Annotated in this window: 13 protein-coding genes; 7 read left to right on the forward strand and 6 right to left on the reverse strand. The window is 75.8% G+C overall.

Going from position 1 to position 14559, the window contains the following annotated elements; translation table 11 throughout:
• Positions 1-203: 203 nt before the first annotated feature.
• The 4 genes from ACIGHB_RS20760 to ACIGHB_RS20775 all read left to right on the forward strand — a co-directional run bounded on the left by ACIGHB_RS20760 (position 204) and on the right by ACIGHB_RS20775 (position 5108).
• The gene (locus ACIGHB_RS20760) at positions 204-2006 is read left to right on the forward strand and encodes a SpoIIE family protein phosphatase (protein WP_399914893.1); all 1803 of its coding nucleotides are present in this window, start codon (positions 204-206) and stop codon (positions 2004-2006) included.
• Positions 2007-2138: 132 nt separating this feature from the next.
• Complete coding sequence (locus ACIGHB_RS20765) at positions 2139-3320, forward strand: PP2C family protein-serine/threonine phosphatase (protein ID WP_399914896.1); 1182 nt, start codon at positions 2139-2141, stop codon at positions 3318-3320.
• 52 nt (positions 3321-3372) lie between these two features.
• Positions 3373-3771, forward strand: a complete 399-nt coding sequence (locus ACIGHB_RS20770) for a hypothetical protein (RefSeq protein ID WP_360316827.1) — start codon at positions 3373-3375, stop codon at positions 3769-3771.
• Between the two features lie 113 nt (positions 3772-3884).
• Positions 3885-5108, forward strand: a complete 1224-nt coding sequence (locus ACIGHB_RS20775) for a nitric oxide synthase oxygenase (protein ID WP_399914898.1) — start codon at positions 3885-3887, stop codon at positions 5106-5108.
• A gap of 46 nt (positions 5109-5154) precedes the next feature.
• Here ACIGHB_RS20775 and ACIGHB_RS20780 read toward each other — a convergent pair whose 3' ends face one another.
• Positions 5155-5718, reverse strand: coding sequence for a hypothetical protein (locus tag ACIGHB_RS20780; RefSeq protein ID WP_360316824.1), 564 nt, complete (start codon positions 5716-5718; stop codon positions 5155-5157).
• 108 nt (positions 5719-5826) lie between these two features.
• Positions 5827-6279, reverse strand: a complete 453-nt coding sequence (locus ACIGHB_RS20785) for a DUF1707 domain-containing protein (RefSeq protein ID WP_399914900.1) — start codon at positions 6277-6279, stop codon at positions 5827-5829.
• 52 nt (positions 6280-6331) lie between these two features.
• Here ACIGHB_RS20785 and ACIGHB_RS20790 point away from each other — a divergent pair, with 52 nt between their 5' ends.
• The 3 genes from ACIGHB_RS20790 (at position 6332) to ACIGHB_RS20800 (ending at position 9904) form a co-directional block, all read left to right on the forward strand.
• Positions 6332-6901 (forward strand): TetR/AcrR family transcriptional regulator, encoded by a 570-nt coding sequence (locus ACIGHB_RS20790; RefSeq protein WP_388880168.1) that lies wholly within the window; start codon positions 6332-6334, stop codon positions 6899-6901.
• 35 nt (positions 6902-6936) lie between these two features.
• On the forward strand, positions 6937-7581 hold the full coding sequence (locus ACIGHB_RS20795) for a TetR/AcrR family transcriptional regulator (protein ID WP_399914902.1): 645 nt from the start codon (positions 6937-6939) through the stop codon (positions 7579-7581).
• Between the two features lie 349 nt (positions 7582-7930).
• Positions 7931-9904, forward strand: a complete 1974-nt coding sequence (locus ACIGHB_RS20800; protein WP_399914904.1) for an alkyl/aryl-sulfatase — start codon at positions 7931-7933, stop codon at positions 9902-9904.
• On the opposite strand, the gene ACIGHB_RS20805 is transcribed toward ACIGHB_RS20800, so the two are convergent.
• From ACIGHB_RS20805 to ACIGHB_RS20820, 4 genes are all read right to left on the reverse strand, one after another.
• Positions 9894-10544 (reverse strand): TOPRIM nucleotidyl transferase/hydrolase domain-containing protein, encoded by a 651-nt coding sequence (locus tag ACIGHB_RS20805; RefSeq protein ID WP_360316812.1) that lies wholly within the window; start codon positions 10542-10544, stop codon positions 9894-9896. The genes ACIGHB_RS20800 and ACIGHB_RS20805 overlap by 11 nt on opposite strands.
• Before the next feature lie 70 nt (positions 10545-10614).
• Positions 10615-11100 (reverse strand): hypothetical protein, encoded by a 486-nt coding sequence (locus tag ACIGHB_RS20810; RefSeq protein WP_399914906.1) that lies wholly within the window; start codon positions 11098-11100, stop codon positions 10615-10617.
• 82 nt (positions 11101-11182) lie between these two features.
• Complete coding sequence (locus ACIGHB_RS20815) at positions 11183-13450, reverse strand: MFS transporter (RefSeq protein WP_399914908.1); 2268 nt, start codon at positions 13448-13450, stop codon at positions 11183-11185.
• 123 nt (positions 13451-13573) lie between these two features.
• A complete protein-coding gene (locus ACIGHB_RS20820) occupies positions 13574-14542 on the reverse strand; it encodes a TIGR03557 family F420-dependent LLM class oxidoreductase (RefSeq protein ID WP_399914910.1) in 969 nt (322 codons plus the stop codon).
• Between the last annotated feature and the right edge of the window lie 17 nt (positions 14543-14559).

Here is a 14559-nt window from a genome sequence, read left to right on the forward strand (position 1 = left end):
GTTCCCGATGCGACCCCGCGCCCTCCGGCGCGCTCCCGGGAGGGAGGACGAAACTCACCCCGAACAGGTTTCACCCGTTCGGAGGATGTGACACAGCTACCGTTCGACTCCGATTCCGCTGCTGTTCGGATGGTGCGCCGGACCGGCTTCCGGTGCAGACTGTCCCTCACACCGGGTCGAGATCGCGTCTGGAGGCCGGAAGAGTGAGCGGCGGCAGCGGCGGACGGCGTCTGACCGGCAGGGTCTCGGCCGTGCGGACCTCGACCGTGTACCGGTCCGCGGCGCTCCGCGCCCGCCGCCGCCGTGACTCCGGCGGGATTCCGCTCGACGGGCCCGGCACCGAGGGACGGCTCGCCTGGCTCAGCGCCGCGAGCACCCGGATCGGCACCACCCTGGACCTGGAAAGCACCGCACGGGAGCTGGCCGAGTTCACCGTGCCCGGCTTCGCCGACGGCGCCGCCGTCGATCTGATGGAGAGCGTCCTGCACGGCGAGGAGGGCTCCCGCTGGACCGGGCGGGGGGTCCCGCCCATGCGCGCGGTCGCGCTCTCCGCCGTCGCCACCATGTCCACCCTGGAGGCGACCCCGGTCGGCGAGACCTTCGTCCGCGACCAGAAGCACCACGAGACGCTGCTCCACCAGAACTGTCTGCGCCAGGGCAAGCCCGTCCTCGTGGCCCGGATGCGCGAGGAGGACTTCGCCCGCGTCTCGCCCACCGCGAGCGGCGCGGCGAAGATGCGCGCGCTGGGCGTGCACAGCTATCTCGCGGTGCCGCTGATCGCCCGCGGGCTGCTGCTCGGCAGCGCCGACTTCGTCCGCGGCCCCGGCAGCCCGCCGTTCTCCCCCACCGACCTGGCCCTCGCCGAACAGCTGGCGTCCCGCGCCGCCGTCTTCATCGACAACGCCCGGCTGTACGGCCGGGAGCGCGAGCGCGTCGTCTCCCTCCAGCGCAGTCTGCTCCCCCGCGCGACCCCGGTCACGCCCGGGCTGCGGGTGCGCGCCGAGTACGCCCCCTCCGCGGCCCGGCACCCGGTGGGCGGCGACTGGTACGACGTCATGTCCCTGCCCGGGGGACGGACGGCCCTGATGGCCGGCGACGTCATGGGCCAGGGGCTGCCCGCCGCCGCCACCATGGGCCGGCTCCGGGCCGTCGCCCGCACCCTGATGACCCTCGACATGGCGCCCGAGCGGGTCCTGGCCCGGCTCGACCTCGCCACCCGCGACCTGGAGGACGACCAGGTCGCCACCTTCCTGTGCGCGGTCTACGACCCGGCCGACTCCCGCTGCACCCTGGCCGGAGCCGGGCTGCTGCCGCCGCTGCTGCTCGACGGGCGCGGCGGGGCGGACTTCGTCCCGCTGCCGGCCGGGGCGCCGCTGGGCGCCGGGGTGATCCCGCACGACCCCGTCACGGTGGCCGTGCCGGAGGGCGGGGCGCTGGTGCTGTACACCGACGGTCTGGTGAAGGCGCGCGGCGCCGATCTGGAGGAGCAGCTGGGCCGGCTGCGGTCGGCGGCCCTCGGCCTGTCACCGGCCGCGCTGGAGGACGGCGGGCTGATCGCGGCGGCTCCGGCCGGGTCAGGCCGCTTCGACGAGGCGGTGCTGCTGACCGCGCGGGCCGTACCGCTCGGCGCGGAGACGGGGCTGCGGGTGTGGCCGCTGTCCGGCGACGGCAGGGCCGCCTCCGAGGCCAGGCGGCTGGTCACCCGGCAGCTCGCCGAGTGGGGCCTGGACGAGCTGGCGGACGTCTGCGAGCTGGTCGTCTCGGAGCTGGTCGGCAACGCGCTGCGGTACGGCAACGGGCCGGGCGAGCTGCGGCTGCTGCGCGGCGAGCGGCTGGTCGTCGAGGTGTCGGACACCGGCCCCGACCTGCCGCAGATCCAGCACGCCGACCTCAGCGACGAGGGCGGCCGGGGCCTCCAGCTGGTCAACATGCTCTGCCGCCGCTGGGGCTCCTGCCGCACCTCCGGCGGCAAGGTCGTCTGGGCCGAGCAGAACCTTCCCTCCTGAGCGACCGGGCCAGGGCCCGACGGCCCGGTCCCGGGTGACGTCCGGCCCTGCCGACGGACCGCGCCGCCCGGGCATTCTGGCCGGGTAGGCGCCCGGCCCCGCCGCGGGGCCGAAGTCCGGGGAAGGAGAGTCATGCCCGCGGATCCGACCACGACCGTACGGCGGTCACCCGCCCCGGGTGCCGCCCGCCGTGCGGAGCTCCGCTACGCCCTCGGGCGGCTGCTGCCGTTCGCGGTGATCGTCCTCGCGGCCCTCGCGGACGTCCTGACCTCGCCGGAGGAACGCTTCGACCGGTTCCTCATCGCCGCCCCGGCGCTCGCCGCGGCCACCTGGAGCGCGCTCGGCACGGCCGCGATCGGCGGTGTCGCCATGACCGTGACCGCCGTCCTGTCCCTCGTGCGCGGCGACCCGCTCTTCCCCGCCCTGCTCGCCACCCAGGTGCTGCTGACCGTCGTGGTCCTCGCCGCGGTCGTGTCCAGCCACGCCCGGCAGCGGCGCGAGGCGGAGCTGCGCCAGATCAGCGCCGTCGCGGAGGCCGCCCAGTCGGCCGTCCTGCGCCCGCTGCCGCCCCGCCTCGGCACCGTCGACCTGCGGCTGCTGTACGAGGCGTCCGCCGCCTGCGCGCACGTCGGCGGCGACTTCTACAAGGCGCTCAAGGTCCGCGACGGCGTCCGGATCATGCTCGGCGACGTCCAGGGCAAGGGCCTGCCGGCGGTGGAGGCCGCCTCGCTGCTCCTCGGGTCCTTCCGCGAGGCCGCGTACACGGCCCCGGACCTGCCGGCGATCGCCCAGCGACTGGAGGCCAGCATGGCCCGGTACGCGGAGCGGGCCCCGGAGTCGGAGGCGGCCGACCGCTTCTCGACGGTGCTGCTCGCGGAGATCCCCGACGACCGTCCGGTGATCCGGCTGCTCAGCTGCGGCCACCCGGCCCCGGTGGTGCAGCGGGGCGGGACGGTGGAGTCGGTCGCGCTCTCCGCGCCGTCCGTCCCGGTCCACCTGCCGGTGCCGGTGGACGCCCCGTTCACCGTGGAGGAGGTGCCGTTCGGCCCCGGCGACCGTCTGCTCATGTTCACCGACGGCGTGTCCGAGACCCGGGACGCGAGCGGTGCCTTCTACCCGCTGGAACGGCGGCTGCGGGCCTGGGCGGACGAGCCCGCCGACCGGATCCCCGACCTCCTGCGGGAGGATCTGGCCCGGTTCGGCGCGCACGGCCTGGAGGACGACACCACGGCCCTCCTGGTGGTCAGGGACGGGCCCGGCGCCCCGGCCGGGGGGATCCCGCCCCGGCCCCGGTCCGCGGGCGTCCCGGTCTGACGGCCCGGGTCCCCCGCCCCGGGGCGGGTGAGGGCCGTGCTATCAAGGCCGGATGACGCTCACACAGGGCCGGCGGGTGCGCCTCGCGGCCGATCTCAGGGTGGCCGGCACGGTCACGGTGGCCGGCGACCCGGCCGAGGAGCCGGCGGCGGTGGCCGGGGCGCTGCTGCTCGGGGAGGGCGCGGAGGGGGTCGTCGAGCGGGTCGACGCGCCGGAGGAGTCCCGGCCGGACCCGGAGGCGGCCGAGTACGAGCGCCTCGTCTCGCTCCTGGAGTCGTTCGGCGCCCAGATGCCGCCGGCGAGCCGGGAGCGCCTGGCGGAGCAGGTGCGTGACCTGGAGCCGGCGTGGCGGGCGTACCGGAGCCGGCGGCCGGTGGTCACGGCCCGGGTGCGGCTCGACGGCGGGCTCGTCCTGGAGCGGGTGCGCGCGGACGTGCTGACCGCCGTCTGAGGCGGACCGGCCGGGCACCTTACCAGGACGGACCGTCCTCCCTGGCGAACTTCGAACACTCTCCACAGTCGGACGAATCCGTACGGTAGTCATGGAGCCAGGGAGGAAACACCTTGGTCTTCAGTCTGATCCGTCGCCGCGCGTCCGCTCCCGCCGGCGCCGCATGCCCCTACACGGCCGCCGCCGCGGCCGCCGCCCCCGTGCCGCCGCCCGCCGGTCCGCGCGATCCGGACCGGGTGGACCGGCGGCAGGCGGAGGAGTTCGTCCGGCAGTTCCACGAGGAGACCCCGGGCGCCGGGGACGCGGACGCCCGGGTCCGCCGGGTGCGGGCCGAGATCGCCCGTACCGGCACCTACGAGCACACCCCCGAGGAGCTGGCCTTCGGCGCCCGGGTCGCCTGGCGCAACGCGGCCCGCTGCATCGGGCGGCTGTACTGGAGCAGCCTCGTCGTGCGGGACCTGCGCGGGGTGTCGTCCGCCGACGGGATCGCCGCCGCGTGCGCCGAGCACCTGCGGGCGGCGGGCAACGGCGGCCGGATCCGCCCGGTCCTGACCGTCTTCGCCCCGGACCGGCCCGGCCGCCCGGCGCCCCGGATCGTCAACGACCAGCTGGTCAGGTACGCGGGCCACCGCACTCCCTCCGGCCGCTGGATCGGCGACCCGCGCGCGGCGGCGGTCACGGAGCTCGCCCGCGAGCTGGGCTGGAAGCGGGAGGAGGAGCCGTTCCAGGTGCTGCCGCTGATGGTGCGGGAGCGGCCGGGCGGCCGCCCGGAGTGGTACGAGCTGCCGGACGGCGCCGTGCGGGAGGTGGCGCTGCGCCATCCCGAGCACGCCTGGTTCGCCGGGCTGGGGCTGCGCTGGTACGCGGTGCCGGCGATCAGCGACATGGTGCTGGAGATCGGCGGCGTGCGGTATCCGGCGGCGCCGTTCAACGGCTGGTACATGGGGACCGAGATAGGCGCCCGGAACCTCGCCGACGCGGACCGCTACGACCTGCTGCCGCTGGTCGCGGAGAAGCTGGGCCTGGACCGCTCCTCGGAGCGGACGCTGTGGCGGGACCGGGCGCTGGTGGAGCTGAACGTGGCGGTCCTGCACTCCTTCCAGGAGGACGGGGTGACGATGGCGGACCACCACACCGAGTCGGAGCGGTTCCTGAAGCACATCGCGCGGGAGCGGCGGCACGGCAGGCCGACGCCGGCCGACTGGAGCTGGATCGTCCCGCCCCTGTCGGGCGCGGCCACGCCGGTCTTCCACCGCTACTACGACCCGGTCGACCCGACCCTGCGCCCGGCCTTCGTCCCCCGGCACGAGCGGCCCGGCGGGTGGGGCGGCGCGTGACCGGGGCGGGCGGGGTGTGTCCTTCGGACGCTGCCCCCGCCCGTGGTCAGTACCGTCCGCCGCCGCCCGTACGGTTCCCCCGTCCGCCCCGGCGGGGGCGGCGGCCCTGGCGCGGGCCGCCCGGCTCGGTGGCGCCGCCGGCCGCCTCCGGCGAGGAGAACAGCGGGACGGCAGGTCCCGAGGCGGCGGGGGCGGCCGGGGCCGCGGTCCGCGGCTCGGGCACCCGCTCCGCGCGCCGGGTCTCGGCGGGGCTCGTGGCGCGCGCCACGATCCGGGCGTGGGTGATCAGCGGGGCGCACGCCTCGCAGATCTCGGCGAGCGTCCACACCTCGCCGACGGCCGGGTTGTGGATGAGGACGAGGAGGGTCCGGCCGGAGCACAGCGCCCGGGCCTGGTGGTGGCGGCAGCCCGCTCCCCCGCAGGCGCACGAGGCGTTCGGCCGCGGGGTGGCGAGGCGGGCGTGGGCCCGCACGTGTTCGGCGGCGAAGGCGCGCAGCGCGCGCACGTCCTTGGAGCGCTCGGGCATGCGGCAGCCCGTGGTGGTGCAGCTGACCCGCGCCGAGTGGTCGTGGTGGCCGGTGAGGCGAATCGTCCAGGTCCTGCCTGGCACACGGGATCCGAGTGGCATGCTCAACGCACACAAGTCCGTTCGGGAGAGGAGGCGTTCGGTCTCTGTTTACCCCGAAGACGGTGGCTCGACGCGTCCTCGCGGCGCGTGTCAGGCGGTGTCGTCGTCCTTCCCGCCGCCGGGGCGGAGCGCGGCGGCGAGGAGAACCGCCGCCCAGATGCCGAGCGGGGTCACCGGCCAGTAGAACTGCAGTTCACCGTCGCTGAGGCAGTTCACTCCCCAGATCACCGACAGGACCAAGGCGCCGCCGAGCCAGTAGCGCCATTCGGCGTACCACTCGGCCAGCTCCTTGCGCTTGCGCTCCTCGCGGCTGGGCCGGGGGGCGGGCAGGTCCGCGGTGAGGGCGGCGAGCTCGGCGGCGGTGCGGGCGCGGAGCGCGGCCCCCACCCGGTCGGCGTGTTCCTGCGGGAGGAGACGCCCCTCGGTGAGCGCGGCGGCGAGGATGTCGACGGCGGCGTCGCGCTCCCGGTCGGAGACCCGAACCTCGGGCACGGCGCCCTGCTTCCGCAGCGGGTCGACGGGGCGTTCGGGCTGCTGTTCCATGACTCCCCCATTCGTTAGGATACGATCGTATCCTAAACCGTGGAGCGTGACGATGCCGAGGACCGTCGACCGGTCGGAACAGCGCCGGCAGATCGGCACCGCCCTGCTGCGCCTGGCCGGCGAGGAGGGGCTCGACCAGGTGAGCGTCCGCACGGTGGCGGCGGCCAGCGGACGGTCCCCGGGAGCCGTCCAGAAGTACTTCCGCACCAAGGAGGACCTGCTCCTGTTCGCCTCCGAGCTCGCCGGCGAGCGGATCGAGCACCGGATGGGCACGCTCGACCCGGCACTGCCGCCCCGGCGGGCGCTGCGCGAACTGATCCTCACCACCCTCCCGCTGGACGAGGAGCGGCGCGCCGAGACCGCCGCCCAGCTGGCCTTCGCGGTGCACGCGGCCCATCACCCCCGGCTGGCCGAGGTCCGGCGGCGGATCGACCGGGAGCTGCGCGACGCGCTCGCCCACCGGCTCGCCTCCCTCGGCAGCCCGCTGCCCGAGGCGACCGCCGACGCCGTCATCGCCGTCTCCGACGGGCTCGCCCTGCGGATGCTCTACTCCCCCGCCGAGGCGCCCGCCCTGCTCGCCGCGCTCGACCGGGCGCTCGACGCCCTCACGCCCCCGGACTGACGGGGCTCCACCCGGCGCTCTGTCACGATGGGGCGGTGAGCGACACGGTGGCCGGCGGCGGCGAGGGTGCGGGGGGACGGGCGCGACGCCGGAGGCGTGACCCCGAGTGGACGTACGCGGCGCTGATCGACGCGCTGCTGACCCTGGTGGCGGAGAGCGGGCGGGAACCCACCCGGAAGGCGATCGCGGAGCGCGCCGGAGTCTCCGAGCGGACGGTCTTCGTGCACTTCGCGGACCGCGAGGCGCTGCACGTCGCCGCGGCGCGCCGACAGGCGGAGCGGTGGCGCGCCCACGCGGAGCCGGTCCCGCCGGACTGGGCCACCGGACGCAAGGTGACGGCGCTGCTCGCCCAGCGGGCGCGGATGTACGAGGTGATGACCCCGATCCGCAGGATCGGCCTGGCCCTGGAGGCGGACTCCCCCGGGCTGCGCGAGGTGATGGCGGCGGGCGACGCCTGGTTCCGCGCGGACCTCGCGGAGGCGTTCGCGCCCGAGCTCGACCGGGCCCCCGACGCCGCCGCTCCCGGCGGGCTCCTCGACGCGCTGGAGGGGGCCTCCTCCTGGGCCGCCTGGGACCATCTGCGGTCCCGGCGCGGCCTCGGCGAGGCGGACACCCTGAGCGCGCTTGGCCGGACGCTGCGGGCACTGCTCGCCGCGCCGGACGCCGCCGGCCAGGACTGACGGGCCCTCCCCGCCCTCCGGCCGCTCGCCGCGCCGAACCGGCCGGGACCGACGGACCCACGCCGAAGCCTCCGACCTGGACTGACGGACCCACGCCCCCTCCGACCGCTCGCCGCGCCGAAGCCTCCGACCTGGACCGGCGAACCCGCCCCCCTCCGACCGCTCGCGGCGCCGGAGCCCACGACCTGGACCGGCGGACCCACCCTCCCTCCGACCGCTCGCCGCGCCGGAGCCCACGACCTGGACCGGCGGACCCACCCTCCCTCCACCCTGCCCGCCTCCCACCCCTTGACGCGTATTGCAGTCCGACTGCAATAGTGGGCGCCCGACCAGGAAGGGTGCGCACGGCATGACTCCGATCAACCGGCGCGGCTTCGTCGCGGCCACCATGGGTGCCGCGGCAGCCGCCGTCTCCCTCAACCCGCAGACCGCCCAGGCCGTCCCGGCCGCCACCGCCTCCGGGGGCCGGCCCCGCCCCGGCACGACCCCCACCCCGACCCGGACCGACGGGCTGCCGTACGACGACGACGCCGACTTCGCGGACGCCGACCGGGGCTTCGTCGCCGCCTTCACCGGCGGCCCCGTCACCACCACCGCCGGGCGGACCGTCTGGGACCCGGCCGCGTACGACTTCGTGCGCGAGGCCGAGGCGGCGGGCCGGACGCCCGGCACCGTGGACCCCAGCCTGTGGCGCCAGACCCGCCTCCTGTCACGCCAGGGGCTGTACCGGGTCACCGACCGGATCTACCAGGTCAGGGGGATGGACCTGTCCAACATGACGATCGTCGAGGGCGACACCGGCATCATCGTCATCGATCCCCTGATCTCCGCCGAGACCGCCGCCGCGGCACTCGCGCTCTACCGAGAGCACCGCGGCGACCGCCCGGTCCGGGCCATGATCTACACCCACCCCCACGTCGACCACTTCGGCGGCTGCCGGGGCGTGCTGCCGGACGGCGCCGGGGACGTCCCCGTCCTCGCGCCTCAGGGCTTCATGGAGCACGCCGTCAGCGAGAACGTCTACGTGGGCACCGCCATGGCCCGCCGCGCCTCCTACATGTACGGCTCCACCCTCCCCAGGAACGCCGCCGCCCAGGTCGGATGCGGCCTCGGACTGACCGTCTCCCTCGGCACCGTCGGGCTGATCGCGCCCACCCGCTCGATCTCCGCGACCGGCGAGGAGGTCACCCTCGACGGGGTGCGGATCCGCTTCCAGATGACCCCGGGCACCGAGGCGCAGGAGGAGATGAACTTCCTCTTCCCGGACCTGCGCGCGGTCTGCATGGCGGAGAACGCCACCCACACCATGCACAACATCCTCACCCTGCGCGGCGCCCAGGTCCGCGACGCCCACGCCTGGGCCGGCCACCTCACCGAGTCGATCGGCCTCTACACCGGCACCGCCGACGTCGCCTTCGCCTCCCACCACTGGCCCACCTGGGGCAACGACGCCATCGTCGCCCTCCTCACCCACCAGCGGGACCTCTACGGCTACCTGCACGACCAGACCGTCCGCCTGATCAACCAGGGCCTCACCGGCACCGAGATCGCCGAGACCTTCCGCCTGCCGCCCGCGCTCGAAGGGGTCTGGGCCAACCGCGGCTACTACGGCTCCCTCAGCCACAACGTGAAGGCCGTGTACCAGCGCTACATGGGCTGGTTCGACGGCAACCCCGCCCACCTGTGGGAGCACCCGCCGGCCGAGGAGGCCCGCCGCTGGGTCGAGACGCTCGGCGGACAGGCCGCGGTCCGGGCCCGGGCCCGGCACTACGCCGACCGCGGCGACCTGCGCTTCGCCGTCACACTGCTCAACCACGCCGTCTTCGACGACCCGGGGAACGAGCGGTCCCGGCGCCAGCTGGCCGGGCTCTACACCCGGCTGGGCCGGGCGGTGGAGAACGCCGTCTGGCGCAACTTCTACCTCACCGCCGCGCGGGAACTGCTGCACGGCGTCGCCCCGCACGCCACCGCGTCCCTCGGCCCCGACATGTACCTGGCACTCACCGTCGGCCAGATCGTCGACAGCATGGCCGTCCGCGTCGACGGCCCCCGGGCCTGGTCGCTGCGGATCCTCCTGGACTGGCACGTCGAGGGCACCTACTGGCACCTCCGGCTCGTCAACGGCCTCCTGACCTGGACCAGCGACGACCGTCCCGCGCCGGACGCGGCGCTGACCATGACGATGACCAGGCCGCAGCTGCTGCGGCTCCTCGCCGGCGAGGGCACCGACGGGATCGCGATGACCGGCGACAGGAGTCTGCTGACCCGGCTCCTGGGCGTCCTGGAGGCGCCCCGGCAGGACTTCCCGATCGTCACGCCGTGAACCGGTCCGCGGCCGGCCCCGGCCCGAGGGAGGCCAGCAGGCCGTCCAGCGGAGCCGGTACGCGGGCGAGGTCCAGGCCCTCGACGAGGACGCGCCCGTAGCGGATCTTCCGCCCGGACGTGGTCCCGAGGAACCGGCGCATCCGCAGCACGGGGCTCCGGTCGCGCTGGGCGGGCTGGTTCAGGAAGGTGCGCAGGGCACGCCCCTCGCCCTCGGACACGACCAGGTCCCCGACCCGGTCCACGCCGAGGGCCCGGATCAGCTCGTCCTCCAGGTCGGCGACGCACACGAAGAAGGCGTCCGGATCGGCTCCGGCCGCTTCCAGACCGCGGGCGTAGTGGGCGCGTTCGGCCTCGTCGCAGAGGCCGGTGAGCCGCAGTCCGAGACCGGTCGGGCCGAGGAGACGGGCGTGGCGGGCGGCGTTGGTGGCGCCGTTCATGGACAGGACGCAGACGCCCTCGGCGGCGAGGTCGCGGCCGCGACGGGCGGCCAGCGCCTCGACCGCCGCCACGTCGCTGCGCCCTTCGAGGAGCACCGCGGTCCGGACGGGCAGGAGCGCGGCGAGTGCGCGCGCGGTCTCTCCGGGTCCGCCGGCCGCCCACGCGGCGACCTCGGTCCGGAAGGCGTCCATGTCGGTCATGAGCGGGAGTCTCGCCGCACGGCGGCCCGGACGGTACCGGTTTTCCGCGCGGCGGACACCGCCGGGGCGGTCAGTAGCGCAGGGCGGTGGTGACGGAGGGGGTCACGGAGCCGGAGAGCTTGTGGGTGCTGCGGGCGGTGCCTTCGCCCGGTTTGCCGGCGGGCACGTCGGAGATGGTGACGACGACGGTGTCGACGAGCTTCCCCTCGCCGTTCTTGAACGTCACCTGGACGGCGAAGGACCGGGCCTGGTCGTCCGTGTTGTCGACGGTGACGGGGACGGTGGTCCGGCCGTCGGCGTCGGTGGCGGGGTCGCCGAGCCGCACCTCGTCCCGGGCGTCGACGCCGTCCTTGACCTCGGACAGCTGCTGTTCGGCCTTCGCTGCTGCCTCGGAGGCCGCGTCGGTGACCCCCTCGGCGGCGGAGGCGACCGCCGACGCGGCCTCGCTGACCGCCCCCGACACGGGGTTGCCGTCGTCGGAGCAGGCCGCCGTGCCCAGCAGGACGGCTCCCGCGAGCAGGCCGGCGGCGGCGCCGCGTACCCGGCGTCCGGTCATGTCGTTGTCTCCCTCGGCTCGCGCGTGGTCGTCGGCCCCAGTCAACGGCAGCGCCCGGCGCCCCGCATCCCGGGAGCGGCGGTCAGTGGTGGCCGAGGGCGATGACGGCGATGTCGTCGGCGAGGTGGTGGGTCCAGTCGCGGACGTCGTCGTCGAGGTGGCGGACCAGGCCGTCCGGGGTGCGGTGGCCGACGTCGGCGAGCCGCTCGGCGAGCGGGTAGAACTCGCCGGTGGAGTTCCGCGCCTCGCTGAGGCCGTCGGTGTGGGTGAGCAGGGTGGCGCCGGGGGCGAGGTCGAGCCGGTGGGCCCGTACGGCTCCGGCCGCGCCGAGCAGGCCGAAGCCGAGCGGCAGCACGGCGGGCACGTCCAGCTCGCGGGTCCGCTCCGGGCCGACCTCCAGCGGGGCCAGGTGGCCGCAGTTCACGATGTGCAGGTCAGGGGAGCCGCCGGAGTGCTGGATGAGGAGCGCGGTGGCGAAGAGCTCGTCGTCGCCGCGGGCGGTGGCGGCCCGCTGGACCTGGCGGTCCAGGCAGGCGGCGACCTCGCCGAGGTCCTCGGTCTCGTGGGCCTGGCTGCGGAAGCAGCCCAGCAGGTCGGTGACGGTCTGGACGGCCTGGAGGCCCTTGCCGCGCACGTCGCCGATGAGCACGCGGGTGCCGTAGGGGGTGTCGAGGGCTTCCAGGAAGTCGCCGCCGATGGCGGTGCCGGCGGTCGCGGGCTGGTACAGGCCGGCGAGCCGGAGGCCGCCCAGCCGGTCCGGGATCGGGTGGAGGACGGCGCACTGGAGCGCGGTGGCGGTCTCCCGGGTCCGGGTCAGCCGCTCGGCCTGTTCCCGGCGCGACCAGGCGACCGCCCCGGCGGTGGCGCCGACGGCGAGGGCGACGATCACGCTCATGGGCTGGCTGGTGTCGGCGTCCACCATCACGTACTGGAGGGCCGAGGCGGCGGCCGCGACGAGGGCGACGACGGGACGGCCGAGGGCGAGCGCGGCGACCGCGACGACGATCGTGCCGACCCAGAGCAGCTCGCGGGCCTCCGTCGGCAGCGGCATGGGGCCGAGTACGGAGGTGTAGGGCAGGGCCTGGGCGGCGGCGGTGCCGACGAGGATCGCGGCGGGCAGCAGGGCGGCGTTCACGCCCAGGTGGGGCCGGGGCACGGCGGCGAGGAAGCGGGCCATCTGCGGGGCGGCGGCCAGCATGGTGCCGAAGCCGATGAGGGTCACGACGGCGATCCCGCCCGCGAGGGCGTGGACGGCGTGGTCGACCAGGGCGTGCAGCAGGGCGAGGCCGAGGGCGGCGAGGGGCAGCCCGAGGGAGGCGCCGGCCAGCGGGGACACGGCCCGGTACCGGACCAGCAGGCAGGCCGCGGCGCCGCCGGCGCCGAAGCCCGAGAGCACCAGGGCGGCGGTGGCGGTGGAGAGGCCGACGGCGGCGACGAGCGCCGGGACGGCCATCGTGAGGACGACCTGGGTGAAGCCCAGGGCGAGGCCGGCGACGAGCGCTCCGGTCCTGACGACGCCGGGCACGTGCTCGGCGCGGGCGCGTTCGGCCTTGCGGCGCAGGACGCGGGCCCGGGCGGTGGCGCAGGCGAGCACGGCCGCGGTGAGCAGGGCGCCGACGCGGAGGTCCTGCCAGCCCCACAGCGGGGCGAGCTGGAGCGCGGCGGCGAGGGTGGCGGCGCACAGGACCAGGGAGACCGTGCGGACGGGGTCGGGCAGCGCCTCGGGGGCGCGCGGCCGCGTCTCGGGCAGCAGCCGGCGGACGAGCACCAGGGCGGTGCCGGCCGCGGCGGCCATGAGGGCGGCGGTGACGCGCCAGCCGGTGAGGGTCGCCGCGTGCGGGGCGAGGTTGACCGCGAGCACGAAGCCGGCGGACATGGCGGCGAGCCAGCCGCCGATGATCCGGCGGATGCGGCCGGGCATGGAGACGGTGGTCAGGAAGGCCAGGCAGGAGACGAAGACGGCGGCCAGGGCGGCGGCCACCAGGATCCGGCCGAGCACGTAGGTGGCGGGGTCGAAGGAGGCGGCGAGGGCGGTGGAGCCGAGGCAGAGCGCCGCGAGGGACGCGGTGAGGGTGGCCCTGCGGCCTTTGAGGTCGCCGGCGCGGCCGGTCGCCGCGAGGACGCCGATGGCCAGGCAGGCCCCGGTGATCTGGGCGACGGCGTTGTGCTCGTCGGTGACGCCGAGGTCGGTGTGGACGAGGGGGGCCACGGCCGCGTTCATGGCGGGCGCGACGACGTACAGGGCGGCGACCAGGGCGAGGACGAGCCCGATCACGCGGGGGGAGACGGCGTGGCCGTTCCCCGGCGCCGGTGCGGCACCCGCCCCGTACGGCGTGGTGGTGCCGGTCATCGACAGGACCTCCTCGTTGGTTCCCCCGTGGACTTCCCCTCACGAGGGTCCCAGCGAGGCGATATGTACTTTTAGGGGCGAAAGGCCCAAAAAGTCATACGTATGCCCCCCCCGCCGCCTACCTCACTCCCCCGCCCGCAGCGCGGGCAGCAGGGTGGTCCTGGCCCACTCCAGGAAGGGGGCCTGATGGCCGCCGCCGATCTGGACGAGGGCGAGGTCGGTGAAGCCGGCACGGCGGTAGGCCGCGGCGGCCTCGACGACGGCGTCCGGGTCGTCGCCGCAGGGGATCGCCTTGGCCACGTCCTCGGGGCCGATGTGCGCGGCGGCCTGGGCGAAGCTGCCCGGCACCGGCAGCTCGGGGTTGACCCGCCAGCCCCCGAGGGACCAGCGGAACTGCTCGTGGGCGCGGGCCACGGCGGCGTCCCGGTCGGTGTCGTAGCAGAGGGCGAGCTGGCCGATCCTGGGCTTGCCGCCGCCGCCGTGCCGGTCGAATGCCTCGGTGAGCTCGCGCTCCGGTTCGACGGCGACGAGGAGGTCGGCGAGGCGGCCGGCGAGCGCGCAGGACCGGGGCCCCGAGGCGGCGATGCCGATCGGGGGCGGCCGGTCGGGCAGGTCCCAGAGCCGGGCGGCGGTGACGTCGAAGTGGCGCCCGCGGCGGGTGACGTACTCGCCGGTGAAGAGGGCCCGGATGATGCCGACGGCCTCCTCCAGGCGGTCCAGCCGGTCGCGGGCGGTGGGCCAGCCGGCGCCGACGATGTGTTCGTTGAGGTTCTCCCCGGAGCCGAGGCCCAGCCGGAAGCGGCCCTCGGAGAGGAGTTGCAGCGTCGCCGCCTTCTGCGCGACGACGGCCGGGTGGTAGCGGAAGGTCGGGCAGGTCACGAAGGTCATGAGGGGGATGCGCGTGGTGGCCTGGGCGGCCGCGCCGAGCACGCTCCAGGCGTACGGGGAGTGTCCTTGCTCGTCGAGCCAGGGGAAGGAGTGGTCGGAGATCACGGAGAAGTCGAAGCCGACGCGTTCGGCCTCGACCACGTGGTCGACCAGCTCACGGGGGCCCGCCTGCTCGGTCATCATCGTGTAGCCGTAGTCGGTCATGCGCGGCGACTTGCCGG

The sequence above is a fragment of the Streptomyces sp. NPDC085460 genome, from assembly GCF_044541975.1.
GTDB lineage: Bacteria > Actinomycetota > Actinomycetes > Streptomycetales > Streptomycetaceae > Streptomyces.